Origin of the sequence: Microbacterium sp. Ru50, assembly GCF_002920555.1 — a bacterium.
Taxonomy (GTDB): domain Bacteria; phylum Actinomycetota; class Actinomycetes; order Actinomycetales; family Microbacteriaceae; genus Microbacterium; species Microbacterium arborescens.
In genome coordinates this window covers 23,171-42,389 of record NZ_PQSV01000006.1, presented here as the reverse complement: position 1 = coordinate 42,389, position 19,219 = coordinate 23,171, and the positions used below count along the sequence as shown (strand labels likewise).

Sequence of the window (19,219 nt, the reverse complement as noted above, 5' to 3'; positions counted from 1 at the left end):
GCGGCGGGGGCCGCGCGTCTTGGGGAGCGTCCGCGAGGGCGCGCAAAATTGGGGAAAACTCGTGCGTACACGCATCGCGGCCGTCGCCGCTGTCGTCATGGCTCTCATCATCGGGGCGGGGGTCGCCGGGGTCTCCGCGCCGGCATCCGCTCTTTCGCCCGGAGTCTCATTCGCCGCCGACGATCAGTCGACCTGGCAGACCAACGGCACCGTCTACGCGCTGGGTGCGGCCGGCGGCAAAGTCGTCGCCGGTGGCACCTTCTCGCAGATCCGCCCGCCGGCCGGCCGATCAGATGCGGCTCGAGCGCGCAACGCCCTCGTCATCCTCGATGCCGAGACCGGTGAGCCCGACGCATGCCAGTTCGGCGTCACACTCAGCGGCGGTACCCCGACGGTGCGGGCCATCACGGTCAGCGCCGATCAGTCGCGTGTCTACATCGCCGGCAACTTCTCCACCGTGGGCGGCGTCAACGTCGCCCGGATCGCGGTGCTCGACGTGCAAGCGTGCACGGTCGCCCCCTTCCGGGCGCCGCTGCCCGGCTCGACGGTGACCGCACTCGCGCTGCACGGCAACGTGCTCTACGCCGGCGGGCTCTTCACGACCGTGGGCGGCCAGACCCGTCAGGCCTTCGCTGCTTTCGACGCCACGAGCGGTTCGCTGCTGCCGTGGACCGCCAACGCGGTGCGCGGCCGCACCGATCTGCCGCCGCAGGTCAACGAGGGCCGCGCCATCGCCGTGTCGCCCGACGGCGCGAAGGTGGTCGTCGGCGGCGACCTCTTCTCCATCAACGGTCAGTACTCGCACTCGATCGCGATCGTCAGCGGCGCGAGCATCGCCGACGGCAGCGGCGGTGATGTGCTGCGCACCTACGGGCCGGGCTTCATCCCCGACACGTCGGTCACCAAGACCATCATCGACGGCGGGGACGGACGCTTCTACATCGGCAACGAGGGCACGGGCGGCGGGGTGTTCGACGGCAAGGCGGCCTTCTCCTGGGCCACGGGTGACCAGGTCTGGCGCGACACGTGCCTCGGCGCGACCCAGTCGCTCGTGATGTACCAGGGCACGCTGTACTCGGCCAGCCACGCGCACGACTGCAGCGGGATCAACGCCTTCAACGACGGCATCCGTCGGTATTTCATGGCGCAGAACCCCGACTCGATGGAGGTGCTCGGCTGGCTCCCGCTCGGCAACGACGGCATCGGCGAGGGCATCGGGCCGCGCGCCCTCGCCGTCGCCACCGGCAACGCGAGCGGGCAGCGCTACCTCTGGTCCGGCGGTGACTTCACCACCATCAACGGCCACGCCCAGCAGGGGCTCACCCGGTTCGGCCCGCAGGACACCGGTGCTCCGCCCACGCCCGTGGCCAGCGCGCAGGCCACGAGCGACGGCACCATCCAGGTGCGCTTCCGCACGGTGGTGGACGCCGACGACAGCCACCTGACCTACAGCGTCTACCGTGGCAACGCGACGGATCCGATCTGGAGCGGCACCGGCAAATCGCTGTGGTGGGAGCGCCCGCAGGTCACCTTCGTCGACACGAACGTGACGCCGGGTGCGAGCTACTCGTACCGCGTCACCGCCAGTGACGGCACCAACACCTCGGCCCGCTCCGCCGCTGTCAGTGCCACGGCTCGCGCGGCCGGTGCCGACTATCCCGCCGCCGTGCGCGCCGACGGGCCGGTGAGCCTGTGGTCCGGCGCAGCCAACAGCACCTGGGTTCACGACTCAGGGGCCGCGCAGACCCGCACCGATGCGGTCCCGGCGATCCTGATGGACGGGGCCACCGTCTCGACCGACGGTGCGGTGCCCGCCGCGGGCGGCTCGCTGAAGTTCGACGGCGTCGATGACTACGCCATCACCGATCAGCTGCGGCTCGGGCCCTCGACGTACACCGTGGAGGCGTGGATCAACACGACGACGACCGCGGGCGGCAAGATCGTCGGCTTCGGCAACGGCCGTCCCCGCACCGGCTCCAACATCTCGAACCTCAGCGGCTCGTACGACCGCCACGTCTACATGCAGAACGACGGGCGCGTCACCTTCGGCGTCTGGATCGGGAGCGCGTCGACCGTCACCAGCCCGCAGCCGCTCAACGACGGTCAGTGGCACCACATCGTCGCGACCCAGGGAGCGAGCGGCATGGCGCTCTACGTCGACGGCCTCCGCGTCGGATCCAACAGCAACCGCGACCAACAGTCGTACTGGGGCGTGTGGCGAGTGGGTGGCGACCAGCTGGGAGGATGGCCGGGGCAGCCTTCCAGCAACTTCTTCGGCGGGCTCATCGACGAGGTGGCGATCTACCCGAGCGCCCTTGCGCCCGCCCGCGTCGCGGCGCACTATCAGGCCTCGGGACGCACGCTCGACCTGAACGCGGCGCCGGCGGACGCATACGGGGCCGCCGTCTTCGGATCCGAGCCCTCTCTCTACTGGCGCTTCGACGACGCCGGAGCTGTGGCGGACGACTCGTCGCTGTTCGGCACGAGCCCCGGCGCCTACAACTCCGGGGCGCAGAGGCAGCCCTCGGGTGCGGTCCCCGGCAGCGGATCGGTCGCGCTCCCGGGCAACGACTCCGGCACCGTAGCGCTGGCTCAGCCGACCGCTCCCTCGCCGACCACCTCGGGCGAGATCTGGTTCCGCACTGACACGACCGCGGGCGGCAAGCTGTTCGGGTTCGAGAACGTCCCGACCGGCAACGGATGGAACTACGACAAGCAGCTGTACATGACGAACGACGGGCGCCTCATCTGGGGCTCGTACCCCGGTTATGTCGCGACGGTCGAGTCCTCGAAGTCGTACAACGACAACCTCTGGCACCACGCCGTCGCCGTCATCGACGAGACGGGACGCAAGCTCTATGTCGACGGCGAGCTCGTGGCCGCGAACGGACAGACGGGCGCCGAGACCGGCGAGGGCTACTGGCGCATCGGCGGCGGCAACCTCGGCGGCTGGCCCGGCCAGCCCCAGTCGTTCTACTTCGACGGCGAGCTCGACGAGTTCGCGATCTACCCGACGACGCTCGACGCGGCGACGGTGGCCCGCCACCACGCGATCGGAATCGCCGACACCACCCCGCCGACCGCGCCGACGGCGCTGTCCGCGCAGGCCCTCGCCGACGGCGTGCACCTGTCGTGGACGGCCGCGACCGACGACCACGCGGTGACGTCGTACACGGTCTACCGCGGCGCGACGGCCGATTTCGCCCTCGGCGAGGACACGCGGCTCGGGTCGACAGCGACGACCGTATTCGTCGACACGGCGCAGGTGCCCGGTACGCGGTACTACCGTGTGGTCGCGGTCGACGCCGCAGGCAACGTCGGACCCGCGACGGACGCCGCGCAGGTCGACCTCCCCGACACGACGGCTCCGCAGGCGCCCGCAGCCCCGGTCGCGACGGTCGCCGCCGACGGGATCTCGGTGACGTGGGACGCGGTCGCCGACGACGTCGCGGTCACGGGCTACACCGTCCACCGCGGCCCGACGGCGGACTTCACGGCGAACGCCGCGAACGTCGTCGGCGCAACGGCGACCACCGGGTTCACCGACCCGGCGCCGGAGCCCGGCACGTACTACTACCGCGTGACCGCATCCGACGCGGCCGGCAACGTCAGCGCGGCCTCGCCGGCCTCGCTCCCGGCGACGGTGGCCGCGCCCGACACGACGCCGCCTTCGGCGCCTGCCACCGCCACGGCCGCCCTGGTCGACGGCACGGTGCAGGTGCGGTGGACCGCGGCCACGGATGACCGCGGCGTCACCGGATACCGCGTGCATCGCGGCTCCGACGCGGCCTTCGTCGCCGACGACACCAACCGCGTCGCCGAGGTCACCGACCTGAAGTTCGACGACGCGGGCCTCGCGCCCGGCGTCTACCACTACAAGATCACGGCGGTCGACGCCGCCGGCAACGTCGGTGCCGCGGCATCCGTCGCGGTCACGATCGAGTCGGTCGAGCCGGTCGTGGTCACGGTCCCGGTGGCCGAGGACGCGATGGTGGTGCAGGGCGTGCCCGGCACGAACTATGGCGCGAGCACGCAGCTCTCCAGCCGAGGCGGCACCAGCCAGATCGAGTCGCTGCTGTCGGCCCCGCTGCCGACGGCTCCGAACGGCACGGCGCTGACGCGCGTGACACTGAAGCTCCGTACCTCGACGGACCCGTCTGCGGGCACCGTCGAGCCGACCGATTTCGCAGTCATCGGAGACGCCTGGAACGAATCGACGGTCACGTGGAACTCGCGTCCCACCACGCCGGGAACCGCGGCGGGGCGCCTCGGACAGGCACCCGCCGTCAACACGGCCTACAGCGTCGATCTCTCGACGGCATCGCTGCGGCCGCTGCTCGGACAGAACGCGACGCTGCGGATGACGGGCTCGGGTGCCGACAACCTGCGGCTGTGGTCGTCGGAGGCGGCGAACAGCTCGTACCGTCCGGTGATCGTGCTCGAGTTCACACCGCTGTCGGCCCCGGACACGGCGGCTCCGACCGCGCCCACGGGCGTGCAGGCGAACGCGACGGGATCGACGGTCGGCCTCTCGTGGACCGCCGCGACGGATGACCGCGGAGTCGTCCGCTACGACGTCCACCGCAGCACGACGCCCGGGTTCGCGGTGTCGGCCGGCAACCGGGTGGCGCAGACGGCCGGGACGGCCGCTCAGGACGGCCCGCTCGAGCCGGGCACCTATGTGTACCGGGCCGTTGCGTTCGACGCCGCCGGCAACGCCGGTCCCGCGTCGAGCGAGGTGACGGTCACCGTGACCGCGCCCGACACGACGGCGCCGTCCGTGCCGGGGACACCGGCCGTGACGGTCAGCGGTGGCTCAGCCCAGCTCTCGTGGCCGGCGAGCAGCGACGACGTCGGGGTATCCGGCTACGAGCTCTACCGCGGCACCAGCGCCGACTTCGCCGCCGACCCTTCTGTCCGGATCGCCACCGTGACGACCACGAGTCACACCGATGCCGGACTGGCATCCGGAACGTACTGGTACCGCGTGGCCGCCCGCGACGCCGCGGGAAACGTCAGCGCGGCATCGGCAGCGGTCTCGGCGACGGTCGTGCCCGCGGTGCAGACGGCGACGGCGACGGTCGCGGTCGACGCGGACGCCGCCGGATACGCCAACACGCCAGCGCAGAACTATGCGACCTCGAACCAGCTCGTCTCGCGGGGTGATGTCGGCCAGCAGAGCTTTCTCCGGCTCTCGCTGCCCACCCTCCCTCCGGGCGCGACGCTCGTCTCGGCCACGTTCGGCGTGCGGACCTCGACCGACCCTTCGGCGGGAAGCACCGGGGCGCACGACGTGCATCTGATGGACGGCACCTGGGACGAGGCGACGCTGACCTGGAACAATCGACCGACTGCGATCCGCGGGACGGGGCCCATCGGAACGCTGTCGGGGGCGTCCGCCACCAACACCGCGTACACCGTGCCACTCGCCGTCGAGCAGCTCGCCCCGCTCCTCGGGCAGGCTGTCACGCTCCGGCTCTCGACCACCTCAGCGGACAATCTTCGGATCTTCTCGCGGGAGGCGACCTCGGCGAGCCAGCGCCCGACTCTCACGCTCACGTACACCCTGCCCTGACGCGGCGGGGGCGGCGCTCGCGTCGCACCCGGAGGCCCGGCCGACGACCCGAACGTCGACCGGGCCTCCGACGTGTCCCGCGGACACACCTCTTTATAGGGCCGCGCGACGCGGGGAGGGTCCGTCCGACGCGTCCGGTAACACCGAAGCGGGGACTGCAGCCGCAGCCCCCGCTTCGTGGCGAGAGAACGTCGTCGGTCGCTCACCGTGGCGCACGGTGCGCCGTCCGGGCCGCCGCGGCTCCCGCCCGACGGCTGCCGCGGGTGGCTCCTGCAGTCGCGGTGCGCCCCGCCCCATCGATCGCCGTGAAGAGCGTCCGCTCGAACGCTGCGACCGCGGCTTCCTCCGTCAGCCGCCGCCGCCGGTAGCTCTGCGCCTCAGCGCCGAAGCGCGCCGCCCGCTCCGGGGCGGCCGCGAGCGCTTCGGCCGCAGTGACGAGAGCATCGGGGTCCGCGGGCGGCACGATCGGGCCGGCGCCGGCAGCGTCCATCTCGGCATAGGTGGTGCTGGTCTCGTCCACGGCGGCCAGCACCGGCTTCCCGACCGCGAAGTACGAGGTGAGCTTGCTCGGCACCGACATCTCCGTCAGGCCCGGCCGTTCGTTGACGAGCAGGATGTCTGCGGCTGCGAGGACGTCGAGGAACTCCGACTCGGGAAGCGGGTCGACGAACGAGACGGCGTCGGCGCCTGTGCGCTGCTCGAGCGCGGCGCGCTGGCCGCCGTCCCCGACGAGCACGAAGCGCACGCGCGACCCGCGCTCCCGGGCGACGACGGCGGCATCGACGACGTTCTCCAGTCCTTGCTTCGCCCCGATCGCGCCGGTGTGCAGGACGATGACGTCGTCATCGGCCCAGCCGATTCGACGACGCGTCGCGGCGGTGTCGCTCGCCTCCGGCTCGGGCACGTGCGACCAGTTGCGCACGACGTCGACCGGACGCGTGACGCCCAGCCTGTCCTCGAGGGCGGTGCGGAACCGGCGATGGATGACGACGACCCGCTCCGAGGCCGCGAACAGGCTCGCCTCGATCGCCCCGATGGCTCCGGCGCCGGTCCCTGAGCCCGCCTCCTGCACACCGAGCGCGTAGATGTCCTGCACCCAGGTGACGACCGGGATGCGATGCACCCGCGCGCGCAGAGCCACCAGGCGAGAGGCCAGCAGCGCCGGTGAGACGACGACGACGGCGGCGGGACTGTCCCATCGACACGTCACGGCGCGCAGCCCGAACGATATCTCGAACAGGGCTCGCTTGATCGTGCTGGGCACCCGCGGCACGTAGTGGCGCAGCCGCCGGATGTCCACCCCCGCCGCTGCCGACCGTGCCGGCAGGTCCCGGAACTCCTCCGGCACGCGCCACCATGGATAGTGCGGGTACGACGTGAGGACGCGGACGTCCCAGCCTTCGCGGGCCAGCCCTTCGGCCATCCCTGTCGTGTACGGACTGACACCTGTCGGCTCCGGGCTGTAATTGATGCCCACGAAGAGGACGGATGCCGGCACCGGCTCGGGTCTCGGGCTCATCAGTACGCTCCCACGGGTCGGAGCATCACCTTGACGGTGCGCCACATGATCATGAGGTCGAGGGTCACGGACCAGTTCTCGACGTAGCGGAGATCCAAGGCGACGCTGTCCTCCCATGACAGGTCGCTGCGTCCGCTCACCTGCCACAGGCCCGTGATGCCGGGCTTGATGTAGAGCCGGCGGAACACCCGGCCCTCGTAGTTGCGGACCTCGGACGGCAGTGGCGGACGCGGACCCGAGATGCTCATGTCTCCGCGGAGGACGTTGAAGAACTGGGGCAGCTCGTCGAGCGAATAGCGGCGCAGGAATCGGCCGACGCGCGTCACACGCGGGTCGGCGCGGAGCTTGAACAGCGGTCCCGCGCCGTCGTTCGCCGGCAGCAGCTCGGCGAGCTCCTGCTCCGCGGTGTCGGTCATCGAACGGAACTTCAGCATCGTGAACTCCCGCCCGTCACGGCCGACGCGGCGCTGACGGAAGAACACCGGGCCGGGGGAGTCGACCTTGACGGCCAACGCGATCGCCGGGGTCATCAGCGCCACGACGGTGCACGCGACGGCGCTCACGACGAGGTCGAGGAGCCGCTTGAGCGTGTGGGCGGCGCCCTCGAAGACCGGGATCTTCACATGGATGAGCGGCAGGCCCTCGATCGGGCTGAGGCTGATGCGGGGGCCGGCGACGTCGGCGAGCCGGCTCGACACGATGAGCTCGGCCGCGGTTCCCTCCAGCTGCCAGGCCAGCGAGCGCGTGAAGTCCGGGTCGTCGTCGGGAACGCTCGCGATGACGAGGGTGTCGGCGCCGACGTCACGGGCGACTCGGGCGATGTCATCGGCGGTGCGGGCACGGAACACCCGACCGGGGTCATCGGCGACCACCTCGTCGGTCAGCGCCAGCGCGATGACGGAGTAGCCGTTGTCCGCGAGGGCGAGCTGACGCGTGACGTAATCGACGTCGCGGCGCTTTCCCGCGATGAGCGTCGGTGACGCGTATTCCCCCAGACGCCGTCGCATCCGCAGCCACGAGCGCCAGCGCCAGCGCGCCACGAGCAGCGCGAGCAGGCCGATGGGCAGTGCGACGACCATCTGCATGCGCAGACCGTCCCACTGCGCGACCTCGAACCCGACCGCGAGGATTCCGAAGGCGACGCCCGTCGCGTTCGCCACCCGCTTGTACTCGCTCGAACCGGCACCCATGACGCGCGGCTCCCGAGATCCGAAAAGGGTGAGCCCGGCGAGCCACACGATCAGGGTCGCCATCGCGATCGGGGCCGCGACCGACGGTGTCTCGCCCAGACGCACCGATGCGGCGCCCGCCGCCGACACGGCGGCACCGGCGACGAGGGTGTCCGTCACGCGCAGGCGACGCGCATATCGCCGTTCGCGCTGCGTCCGCAGCTCGAGCGACGGCAGGCGCCGCGGCGAGACCGCGGGGTCCCGTGACTCTCCTGAGCCCAGGCCGGCGCGGTCCTCGACGGCGGTCATCGAATCGATCCGATGACGCGTGCTCTGATGCGCCCGACGACATGATTGACGCGCATGATGTGCTCCCCCCAATGGAACATCGCGACGAGATCGCTCGGAACGGTCACGAGTTCCCAGGCTCGAGACCGAGTGCGTCGGATTTCTCCGTGGCCGTTCCCACACGGCCCGCCCTCGATTTCTACACCATCTCCGAGCCTGACGGAAGTCCTGGGGCCGCCGCGCGACACGCCGACTTCCGCTGACGCCCCGGATCGGTGTACTGTCACTCGCACCGGCATCATGTCGGTATTGGGGAATGCGCTCGGCGGGTGGGACCAATGGGCGGGTCACGAGCGTTTTGGGGGCGCCATGACACAGCGAATCGGGTACGCCGCGGGGGCGTTCGATGTGTTTCACATCGGTCATCTGCAGATCCTTCGGCGTGCTCGCGAGCACTGCGACATCCTCATCGCCGGGGTGGTGAGCGACGAGATGCTCCTGCGCACCAAGGGCATCTCGTCGTTCATCCCCACGGAAGAGCGCGCCGAGATCGTGCGCCACATCGACTTCGTCGACGACGTGCACATCGAGCGTGTTCCCGACAAGCTCGACGCGTGGCGAGAGGTCGGCTTCACGCATTTCTTCAAGGGCGACGACTGGCGAGACACCGAGAAGGGGCGCGCGCTCGAGAAGCGCTTCGCTGACGTCGGCGTCGAGGTCGTCTATTTCCCGTACACCGCGCACACGTCGAGCACGCAGCTCCGGCGGGCGCTCTCGGCAGCCGCCGACCGCGGGCGGGCCGCGACCGCCTGACGGCACGTCCTGCCGCGGCAGCGTGAGTTGTCGTCATCGCGGTTCGCTAGTATGTCCGCCAGCGAAGGATCGACCCGTCGGGTTCGAGGGGGCGGGTGTGGGCTGGGGACGACAATCGCGACGCCGTGCGCGGGTTCGCCCGGGTGTCGTGATCTGGTGGGACGCCGTGTCGGGCGGGCGGTTCTTCACCGTGTGGAGCGCACTCGTCGCTCTCCCCACGGCGACCGTCGTGCTCGCACCCTACGCGACGGTCGACACGTTCTCGGAGGCCCTCGCCGCGCAGCTCGCGGCGGCTCTGGTCGCCGTGGCACTCAGCATCGCGCTGCTTCCGATCGCGTTCCTGGAGAGACGCATCCCGTCGCCTCCGGTGCGCGGGGCTCTGGTGCTCACCGCAGTCCTCGTCGCAGCCACGAGCCGCCCCTTCCTCAACGACGTCGTAGCGGTCGGAGCCTTCGGCCTCGGTACCGACCCTGCGTGGGGTGAGCGGATCGTCACGAACATCGTCGTCTGGATCAGCATCCTGTCGCTGGTCGCCGTCACCGAGCAGCTCTACGTCAGCTCTGGGATAGCTCGAGCGCGTCTGCTCGACGCGTTGCGGACGGTCAGCGATGAGCAGCGCCGCGCGAGCCGATACGAGCGGGAGAGCCGCGCGTTCCTGGCCGCTGAGATCACCGTCCTCCGAACGGCGCTGTCGGCTCTGCTGGCTGCGGATGTCGACTTCGACCGCGTGCGAGAGTTCTCCGACACCGTCCGCTCCGCCAGCCACAGTGCACGAGCCCGTGCCGGCATCGATCTCGCGGAGGTCGCGCCCGACCTCGCGGATGCCCCGACGCCCCGAGGCGCGCGGACATTCTTCGAGCGGCTCCGACCGCCCGCGGTCGGCCTCGTCGGGGTGATCTTCGCCGCGGGGAGTGCGCCGTTCGCGCTTCGTTCCGCCGGGCCAGAGCTCGCCGCCGTCATGGTGGTGGGCGTCGTGCTGCTCTGTCTCGCAGCCGACCACGTCAGTCGTCGCGTGTCGCACCGTTGCGCGGCCCATGCCCGAGGCCTTCGGCTCGTCGTGGTCTGGACGGGCGCCGCCGTCGTGGTCGCCGGCGCGGCGCTCGCCCTGATGGGGGCGCGCACTCTGGTTCCGCTGATCCCCGTCATCGCTCTCCCCGGCGTCGCCGTCGTCGCGGCGCTCTGCGCTGAGGCCGTTCATCGCGGACGGGTCGAATCGCGCCGCCTGGGGCGTGCGCTGAGAGCAGTGGTCCGCTCGGCAGCGGACCAGGCATCGAGCACCCGGCAGGAGCTGCTGCGTGCTTCGGACCTGCTGCACGGCCGCATCCAGAGCAGCTGCGTCATGCTCGCGGCCCGGGTCGACGACGATCTCGCGACAGGGGCGGACCTCATCGCCTTCGAAAAATCGATCGGAGACGGGCTGTCCGAGGCGGCCGATGCCGGCCCGCGGGTCCCGGCCCGGCCGGCCGGTCTGTCCGAGACGGTGGCGATCTGGGCTCCGGTGCTGTCCGTCTCGTCGGATGTCGACCCCGCGGCGAGGAGCGCCATGACTGACGACCTCGTGTCCACGCGCGTCGTCGCGGTCGTCGCCGAGGGGCTCGTCAACGCGGTCAAGCACGCCGCGGCGAGATCCGCCGCCATCGAGGTGCAGTCCGACGAGAGCGGGTCGACCCTGTCCGTGCGTGTGCGTGCGCCCGGTCGCCTGCGTGCTGATGAGAGGACCCCCGGCCTCGGTGTCGCCGGGCTCGGCCCGTCGGCCCGTGTGTTCCAGCTCGGGCGTGAGGTGGTCCTCGAAGCCACTGTCCCGACCCGTGGACCGTCACTCGTGGCAGGTCACGTCCGCGGGGCGCTCCACGACAACGACTCGATGTAGCGCAGGAGCACACCCTCGCGCAGGGCCCAGGGTGAGACCTCGAGCTCGTCGACGTCGAACGCTCGCATCGCCTCGTGCAGCACGACGGCCCCCGCGACGATCTGGAAGGTGCGATCGGCCGTGATGCCGGGGAGCTCCTGCCGTGCGGATGCCGGGATGCGGGCGAGTCGCGGGATCCACGAGCCGAGCGCCGCGCGGGGCAGTGTCATCCGCTCGATCCCCGACCAGCCCGGCACCGGGTATCCCGCGAGCTTCGCGAGGGAGCGGATCGTCTTGGACGACCCGACGACGTGATCCGGCCGGCGACCGGCCGACATCGCGGTGACCACGGGTGCCAGCGTCGCCCTCGCGTGCTCGCGCAGGAGCTCCACGGCTCCCTCGCCGGGCGGATCGGCGGGCAGGAACTGCACCGTCATGCGGCCTGCTCCGAGCGGCACGGAGGCGGCGGTGTCGGGCAGCTCGTCGCTGCCGGCGGCGATCTCGAGCGAGCCGCCGCCGATGTCGAACAGCAGGATCTCGCCCGCCGACCAGCCGAACCAGCGACGCACCGCGAGGAAGGTGAAGCGGGCCTCGGACTCTCCGCCGAGGACCTGGAGGTCCTGTCCCAGCGCCGCTTCGATCGCCGTGATCACCTGCGGTCCGTTCGTCGCGTCGCGCACGGCGCTCGTGGCGGTCGCCAGAAGCTCGGCGACGTTCTCGGTGCGCGACACCGCGACCGCCTCGGCCACGGCCGCGACCAGCGCCCGGACCCCCTCGTCGCTGATCGATCCGTCGGGCTCGAGGTAGCGCATGAGCCGCAGCACCGTTCGCTTGCTCGTCCGGGCCAGCGGGCGCCCACCGGGGCGGACATCGGCGACGAGCAGATGGACGGTGTTCGAACCGATGTCGAGGACTCCCAGACGCACGAGTTCACAGTAGTGGCAGGCCGGGTGCGCCGGCGGGGCGGGGCGCGGGGACTACGATGAGCGCGATGTCCCCTGAAGATGTGCAGGCGCTGGCGCCGCTCGCCCCCGCGCTGTACCGCGAGATTGACCGCGCGGACTGGTCCCGTCTCGCGGCGGGTGTCGCTCAGCCGCTGACCGAGACCGAGATCGTCCAGCTCCGCGGTCTCGGCGACCGCATGGATCTCGGCGAGGTCTCGCAGGTCTACCTCCCCCTCAGCCGGTTGCTGTCGCTCTACGCCAGCGCGACTCGGCGTCTCGGTGCCGACACCGATGCGTTCCTCGGCGAGGAGGACAGCACGACGCCCTTCGTCGTCGGCGTGGCCGGTTCCGTCGCGGTCGGCAAGTCGACCGTGGCGCGTCTGCTCCGCGAGCTCATGAGCCGCTGGCCGGGCACACCGCGCGTCGAGCTCGTCACGACCGACGGTTTCCTCTACCCCAACGTCGAGCTCGAGCGCCGAGGTCTCATGGCGCGCAAGGGATTTCCCGAGAGCTACGACCGTCGCGCGCTGATCGAGTTCCTGACCGAGGTCAAGTCGGGTGCACCCGAGGTGCACGCGCCGTTCTACTCGCACATGCGGTACGACATCGTCCCCGATGCGCAGATCACCGTCCGCCGCCCCGACGTCGTGATCGTCGAGGGGCTCAACGTGCTGGCGCCCCCGCCTGCGCCGCACGAGGTGGCCGTCAGCGACATGTTCGACTTCTCCATCTACGTCGACGCGGATGCCGAGCACATCAGCCAGTGGTACGTCGACCGCTTCATGGCGCTGAAGGCCGGGGCGTTCAACAATCCCTCGTCGTACTTCAACACCTTCGCCGATCTCGACGACGACGAGGCGGCCGAGATGGCTCGCGGCTTCTGGAACGACATCAACCTCCCGAACCTCGTCGAGAACGTCCTGCCGACGAAGCACCGCGCGACCCTGATCCTCCACAAGGGGGCGTCGCACGCTGTCGAGCGGGTGCTCCTGCGCAAGGTCTGATTCGCCCGTGAGAAGAGCGGCGTGCCCGCCATCCGTGAGGACGACGGGCACGCCTGGGTGTGGACGGCCCCCACTCAGGGGGAGGGGTGCGACCCGCAACCGCGCGGTCCGATCGGACGAGCCGGCGTGGCCGGGGCCCGGGTCGCGGTGATCGAGCGTGAGCCGCCACATCCGAACGGCGTGTATCGGTGGGCCGGCAGCCGCCGACGGGATGAGGTCGGGCCGTCACGGTCGACGCCGTCGCGTCGGCTGCCCCCCAGCAGCCGTGCGAGCGCGTGGAATCGCCTCGTCATGGTCATCCCCCAAGTCCCCACGAGAGCGGACCCACGTCCATCTCTCGTCCCCAATACCGCCGGGTCCAGCACGCCGGGTCCCATCCCGGCGAGTCTTCTTCCCTGCGTTGTGCCCGGGCTCTGCCGCGGGCTGCGCTCAGTATGTCAGAGTGTCCTGCTCCCCGGAAGCGTCAATCTCCGAGGCATCTTCTCGACGGCGGCGCGCGTTGTGCAGTGCGCGTGCGCGGATGCGCACTGCACAACGCCCTCACAATGCACAGATCCCCATCGACACCGTGAGTTTGACGCCCATTGTGACTCCCATACCCCCCAAAAGCAGGGAGCCTGCGCGCCGTGGTTGATCGTACAGCCGATGGTCGTGTCCGCCAATAGGGGGACAAAGATGCTGACGCAGATCGGCGTTCTCTTCACGCGGATCCGCTAGGCTTCATTCGCCTGCGCAGCGCTCGAACCGTTCCCCAAGCGGTGATTCGGTCGCCCGCCGTCCCCAACGGCCCGACCGAGAGCCCGTAGGTGTAGCGGGGCCCTCTCGAGTAAATCAGTCCCCAAATGGCTGACTCGAGAGGGCCCTCGTCATTTTCATCGCAAGGTGGCTCCCGGTGTTCCCGCACGCACGAGTCGCCGCAACCTGCTAGGTATGAATCCATGGAACTGGGGCGGCGTTCACGCGCGCTCGTGCGCGCTGTGATACGCGCGCGCTCGCGAGTGCGGCGGCGGCGCTCCCGGTGGCGTCCGTTCGTGGCGTTGAGCACGGTCGTCATGCTCGCCGCCACGGCCACGCTCGCCCCCGCGGCGGCGTCGTCGGCGTTCGCGCCGGCCGGGTCGGGAGTCGCGGCCGCGCTCGGCGATCGCGTCGTGCGGTTCAGCCAGGAGAGCGAGCAGGACTCGCGGGCGGTGCTGCTGGTGCACGGCTGGCTCAGCACGGTGCTCCCGGCCTCGGACGGACAGCGTTCCTACGCGCGATCGCCGTTCTCGCGTCCCGTGCAGTGGCGGGACGGTTCGGGCGCCCCCGTGGCACGCGGGATGACGGCGTCGCTGCAGGAGCGGCTCGAGGCCCAGCCCGGCGTCGCGGTGTACGCCTTCGACTACTCCGCGAACTCGGCGGGATGGGTGGGCTCGAACGGGTCGGCCGACAACCTCGCCGCCGCCATCCGGTCGATCGCCGACAGCGTCCACGGTCCGGTCGACATCGTGACGCACTCGATGGGCGGGCTCGCGCTGCGCTACGCGCTGCGAGACGACCCCGGGATCGCCGCCCTCATCGGCGAGGTCGTCACCGTCGCCGCTCCCTCGCAGGGGTCAGACATCGCAAACGTCGCGGTCGACATCGCCGCGGCGATCCGCGCCACGATGTCGACGGTGCCGGTGCTGCAGAACCTCGTGCTGCCCTGGATCGGCGCCGTCTGCAACAACCAGCTCGCCACCGACGCCCGCGGCGGGTGCGACCTGCCGCCCATCATCCGGACGGGGATCGCGGCCCTGGGGCCCGCCGGCACCGCGCTGCGCGCCGGGTCCGCCGACATCGCCGGCCTGCCCGACTGGCCCGCGGGCCTGCACGTGCACGCGATCGCCGGATCGGCCGTCGTCACGATGCCGCTGCCGACGGGCAGGATCGCAGAGGCCCGCCTCGGCGACGGGCTCGTGGCCGAGGACTCCGCGCTCGCCGGCGCGAGCGAGACCACCGTCATCACGTGCCGCACGGACCTGCCGCCCGGCACCGCGGGGATCGGCATGGTCCTGTCGGGCCAGGTCGCCGCGCCGCCCTTCGGCGGGGCGTGCGGACACGACGCGATCTTCTCGAACCTCGAGGTCGTCGACGCCGTGCTGGCCGCGCTGCGCGGCCCCGCACCGACCTGACACGAGCGCACCCGGGCTGCCGATCTAGGATGGAGCCCATGTGCGGAATCATCGGCTACGTGGGCCCCCGTCCCTCGCAGGACATCCTTATCTCGGGTCTGGCTCGTCTCGAATACCGCGGCTACGACTCGGCCGGCATCGCCGTGATCGACGGCGAGGGGGGCCTCGGCACACGCAAGCGCGCCGGCAAGCTCCAGGTGCTGCGCGACGACCTCGCCGCTCATCCGCTCGCCGACGGAACGACCGGCATCGGCCACACCCGGTGGGCGACCCACGGCGGTCCCACCGATGCCAACGCGCACCCGCACCTGGCCGACGACGACAAGCTCGCCGTCATCCACAACGGCATCATCGAGAACTTCGCCGAGCTGAAGTCCGAGCTCGTCGCCGAGGGATACACCTTCCGCAGCGAGACCGACACCGAGGTTGCCGCCGTGCTGCTGGGGCGCGAGTACCAGGCATCCGGCGATCTCGTCGAGGCGTTCCGCGCGACGGTGTCGCGCCTCGAGGGGGCCTTCACCCTCCTCGCCCTGCACCGCGACCAGCCCGGGCTCGTCGTGGGCGCCCGTCGCAACTCGCCGCTGGTGATCGGCCTCGGCGACGGCGAGAACTTCCTCGGCTCCGACGTCGCCGCCTTCGTCGAGCACACCCGTCACGCCCTCGCCATCGGTCAGGACGAGATCGTCGCGATCACCCCGCAGGAGGTCACGGTCACCGACTTCTCCGGCGACGCCGTCGACGTCGAGCCCTTCGAGGTCGTGTGGGATGCCGCGGCCGCCGATAAGGGCGGCTGGTCGTCGTTTATGGCGAAGGAGGTCTCGGAGGAGCCCGAGGCCGTCGCCAACACGATCCGCGGTCGCGTCCACGACGGCTTCGTCCAGATCCCCGAGCTCGACGGTCTCGACGAACTGTTCACCGGCATCGACCGTGTCATCGTCATCGCGTGCGGCACGGCCGCCTACGCCGGCATGGTCGGCAAGTACGCCCTCGAGCAGTGGGCCCGCGTGCCCGTCGACGTCGAGCTGGCCCACGAATTCCGCTACCGCGACCCGGTCATCGGACCCCGCACCCTCGTGGTGTCGATCAGCCAGTCGGGCGAGACGATGGACACCCTCATGGCCGTCAAGTACGCTCGCGAGGCCGGCGCGAAGACTCTCTCGATCTGCAACACGCAGGGAGCCACGATCCCGCGCGAGTCCGACGCGATCGTCTACACCCACGCCGGTCCCGAGGTCGCCGTCGCGTCGACCAAGGCCTTCGTCGCGCAGATCACGGCGCTCTACCTGCTGGCTCTGCACGTCGGCCGCGTGCGCGGCGCCCTGACCGACGAGGCGATCGCCGAGCAGGTGGCCCAGCTCGAGGCCGTTCCCGAGAAGATCGCGCGCGTGCTGGCCGGCGAGCAGGAGCACATCGAGCAGTTCGCGCACTGGATGGCCGACACGCGTTCGGTGATCTTCCTCGGCCGCCACGTCGGCTACCCGATCGCGCTCGAGGGCGCGCTCAAGCTCAAGGAGATCTCCTACATCCACGCCGAGGGCTTCGCCGCCGGCGAGCTCAAGCACGGTCCGATCGCCCTCATCGAGCCCGGTCAGCCGGTGTTCGTCATGGTGCCCTCGCCGACGAGCTCCCCCCTGCTGCACGCCAAGGTCGTCTCGAACATCCAGGAGATCCGCGCCCGCGGTGCCCGCATCATCGCGGTGGCCGAAGAGGGGGATGCCGCGGTGCTCCCGTTCGCCGACGAGGTGCTGCGCATCCCGCTCGCCGAGCCGCTGTTCGAGCCGCTGCTGGCCGTCGTGCCGCTGCACATCTTCGCTATGGGCCTGGCGACCGCCAAGGGCCTCGACGTCGACCAGCCGCGCAACCTCGCCAAGTCGGTCACGGTCGAGTGAGCCGGTCCGGGCGGAAGGGGATGCCGTGATCGTCGGCATCGGCGTCGACCTGGTCGACGTGCCGCGCTTCGAGCGCTCGCTCGAGCGCACGCCCCGCCTGCTCGACCGACTCTTCTCGCCGAGCGAGCGCGCGCTCAAACCGCGCTCACTGGCCGCTCGCTACGCCGCCAAGGAGGCCCTCATCAAGGCCCTGGGCGGTTCCGAGGGCGTGCACTGGGTCGACATCGAGGTGGCATCGGAGACGTCGGGGCGCCCGGTGTTCGCGCTCACCGGCGAGACGGCGGCGACCGTCGCCGCGCGCGGCGTCATCGCCCTCCACCTGTCGCTCTCGCACGATGCGAACCTCGCGACCGCCTACGTGATCGCCGAGACGGCATCATGACCCCGCGGCCGCTTCGCGAAGCGCTCATCGACGTCGAGGCGATCGAGCACAACGTCCGTCATCTCCGGCGCCTCGTCCAGACCGAGGTCATCGCCGTCGTCAAAGCCGACGGCTACGGCCACGGCGCGGTGCGCGCCGCGACGGCGGCCCTGTCGGGGGGAGCCTCGCGCCTCGGCGTCGCCGACATCGCCGAGGCCGTCGCGCTGCGCCGGGCCGGGATCACTGCGCCCCTCGTGGCCTGGCTGCACGGCCCCCAGACCGACTTCCGCGAGGCCGCGGAGCACCGCATCGAGCTCGGGATCTCGAGCCTTGTTCAGCTGCAGGCCGCCGCGGCCGCGGCATCCCCCGGTCAGCCGGTCGGAGTCCATCTGAAGGTCGAGACCGGCCTCGGGCGCAACGGTGTCGAGCCCCGCGAGTGGCAGCGCGTCTGCGCGGAGGCGGCCCGTCTCGAGCGCATCGGACAGCTGCGGGTCATCGGCGTGTTCAGCCACCTGTCGAACACGAGCATCGACGAAGACCGGGCTGCGCTCGCCCGATTCCACGACGCTCTCGCCGAGGCGGCGGCGGTCGGCGTGCACCCGCCGCTGCGCCACATCGCCGCGTCGAACGCCGCGATCGCGCTCCCGGAAGCGAGGCTCGACTGCGTGCGCCTGGGGCTGGCGATCTACGGCCTCTCGCCGCTTCCGGATCGGTCCTCCGCCGACCTCGGGCTCCAGCCCGCGATGACCCTGCGCACCGCGGTCGCCGCCGTGCGCCGCGTGCCCGCGGGCCAGGGCGTCTCGTACGGGTACACCCATCGCACCGCGAGCGAGACGACGCTCGCCCTCGTACCCCTCGGCTATGCCGACGGCGTGCCGCGGCAGGCCTCCGGCCGCGGACCGGTCGTGATCGGCGGCCGGCGGTTCACCGTGTCGGGGCGGATCGCGATGGATCAGTTCGTCGTCGACGTCGGAGACGCCGACGTCGCGATCGGCGACGAGGTCGTTCTCTTCGGCGACCCCACGCTGGGGTTCCCCGCGGCGGCCGAATGGGGCGACGCCGCCGACACGATCGACTACGAGATCGTCACGCGGATCGGCCCGCGCGTGCACCGCACGGCGGTATCGTCCGAGATGACGGGAGGCCGGTGATGAGCGGAATCGACGAATACCTGGGCGAGCGCGAGGTGACCTCCGCCGATGAGATGGAGGCGTGGGGGCGCGAGATCGGATCGCGGCTCCGCGCGGGCGATCTCGTGGTGCTGACCGGGCCTCTGGGCGCCGGCAAGACGACGCTCACCCGGGGGATCGGCGCCGGCCTCGGCGTGCGCGGACCCATCCAGAGCCCGACGTTCGTCATCGCGCGCACGCACCCCTCGCTCGTCGACGGGCCGCCGCTGGTCCATGTCGACGCCTACCGCCTCGGGTCGCCCGCCGAGCTGTCGGACCTCGACCTCGACCTCGACGCCAGCGTCACCATCGTGGAGTGGGGGCACGGCATGGTCGACGGGCTGCGCGAGAGCTGGTGGGAGATCGAGCTCGAGCGCGGCTGGAGCGGCACGGGCCTCGACAACGCCTGCGGCACGAGCGGTCCGGCGGCCGCGGAGATGGCCGACGCCGCCCCGCGGATCGTCACCGTCACGCGGCGCCCCTGAGCGC

12 protein-coding genes are annotated in these 19,219 nt (G+C 71.2%); 9 read left to right on the top strand and 3 right to left on the bottom strand.

Going from position 1 to position 19,219, the window contains the following annotated elements; all coding sequences use genetic code 11:
- Positions 1-61 precede the first annotated feature (61 nt).
- On the top strand, positions 62-5,575 hold the full coding sequence (locus C3481_RS15215; protein ID WP_103843175.1) for a LamG-like jellyroll fold domain-containing protein: 5,514 nt from the start codon (positions 62-64) through the stop codon (positions 5,573-5,575).
- 202 nt (positions 5,576-5,777) lie between these two features.
- On the opposite strand, the gene C3481_RS15210 is transcribed toward C3481_RS15215, so the two are convergent.
- Together C3481_RS15210 and C3481_RS15205 are read right to left on the bottom strand one after the other, a co-directional pair.
- A complete protein-coding gene (locus C3481_RS15210) occupies positions 5,778-7,094 on the bottom strand; it encodes a glycosyltransferase (protein ID WP_103843173.1) in 1,317 nt (438 codons plus the stop codon).
- Complete coding sequence (locus tag C3481_RS15205; protein WP_023954360.1) at positions 7,094-8,572, bottom strand: sugar transferase; 1,479 nt, start codon at positions 8,570-8,572, stop codon at positions 7,094-7,096. Before C3481_RS15205 ends, C3481_RS15210 begins: the two co-directional genes overlap by 1 nt.
- 348 nt (positions 8,573-8,920) lie before the next feature.
- On the opposite strand from C3481_RS15205, the gene C3481_RS15200 reads away from it, so the two are divergent.
- A complete protein-coding gene (locus C3481_RS15200) occupies positions 8,921-9,364 on the top strand; it encodes an adenylyltransferase/cytidyltransferase family protein (RefSeq protein ID WP_036304797.1) in 444 nt (147 codons plus the stop codon).
- A gap of 148 nt (positions 9,365-9,512) precedes the next feature.
- Positions 9,513-11,234 carry a hypothetical protein gene (locus C3481_RS15195; protein WP_103843171.1) on the top strand — a complete coding sequence of 574 codons (1,722 nt, stop codon included), beginning with the start codon at positions 9,513-9,515 and terminating at the stop codon, positions 11,232-11,234.
- Here C3481_RS15195 and C3481_RS15190 read toward each other — a convergent pair.
- On the bottom strand, positions 11,195-12,139 hold the full coding sequence (locus tag C3481_RS15190; protein WP_023954366.1) for an exopolyphosphatase: 945 nt from the start codon (positions 12,137-12,139) through the stop codon (positions 11,195-11,197). The genes C3481_RS15195 and C3481_RS15190 overlap by 40 nt on opposite strands.
- 65 nt (positions 12,140-12,204) lie before the next feature.
- Between C3481_RS15190 and coaA the strand changes: the two genes are divergently transcribed.
- The 6 genes from coaA to tsaE all read left to right on the top strand — a co-directional run bounded on the left by coaA (position 12,205) and on the right by tsaE (position 19,215).
- On the top strand, positions 12,205-13,161 hold the full coding sequence (coaA, locus tag C3481_RS15185) for a type I pantothenate kinase (protein ID WP_023954368.1): 957 nt from the start codon (positions 12,205-12,207) through the stop codon (positions 13,159-13,161).
- A gap of 1,031 nt (positions 13,162-14,192) precedes the next feature.
- A complete protein-coding gene (locus tag C3481_RS15180) occupies positions 14,193-15,311 on the top strand; it encodes a triacylglycerol lipase (RefSeq protein WP_137750695.1) in 1,119 nt (372 codons plus the stop codon).
- A 38-nt stretch (positions 15,312-15,349) separates the two neighbouring features.
- The gene (glmS, locus tag C3481_RS15175) at positions 15,350-17,200 is read left to right on the top strand and encodes a glutamine--fructose-6-phosphate transaminase (isomerizing) (RefSeq protein ID WP_064955367.1); all 1,851 of its coding nucleotides are present in this window, start codon (positions 15,350-15,352) and stop codon (positions 17,198-17,200) included.
- A gap of 25 nt (positions 17,201-17,225) precedes the next feature.
- The gene (locus tag C3481_RS15170) at positions 17,226-17,582 is read left to right on the top strand and encodes a holo-ACP synthase (protein ID WP_103843169.1); all 357 of its coding nucleotides are present in this window, start codon (positions 17,226-17,228) and stop codon (positions 17,580-17,582) included.
- On the top strand, positions 17,579-18,712 hold the full coding sequence (gene alr / locus C3481_RS15165) for an alanine racemase (RefSeq protein WP_103843167.1): 1,134 nt from the start codon (positions 17,579-17,581) through the stop codon (positions 18,710-18,712). Before C3481_RS15170 ends, alr begins: the two co-directional genes overlap by 4 nt.
- Positions 18,712-19,215, top strand: coding sequence for a tRNA (adenosine(37)-N6)-threonylcarbamoyltransferase complex ATPase subunit type 1 TsaE (tsaE, locus tag C3481_RS15160; protein ID WP_023954378.1), 504 nt, complete (start codon positions 18,712-18,714; stop codon positions 19,213-19,215). Before alr ends, tsaE begins: the two co-directional genes overlap by 1 nt.
- Positions 19,216-19,219: the final 4 nt, after the last annotated feature.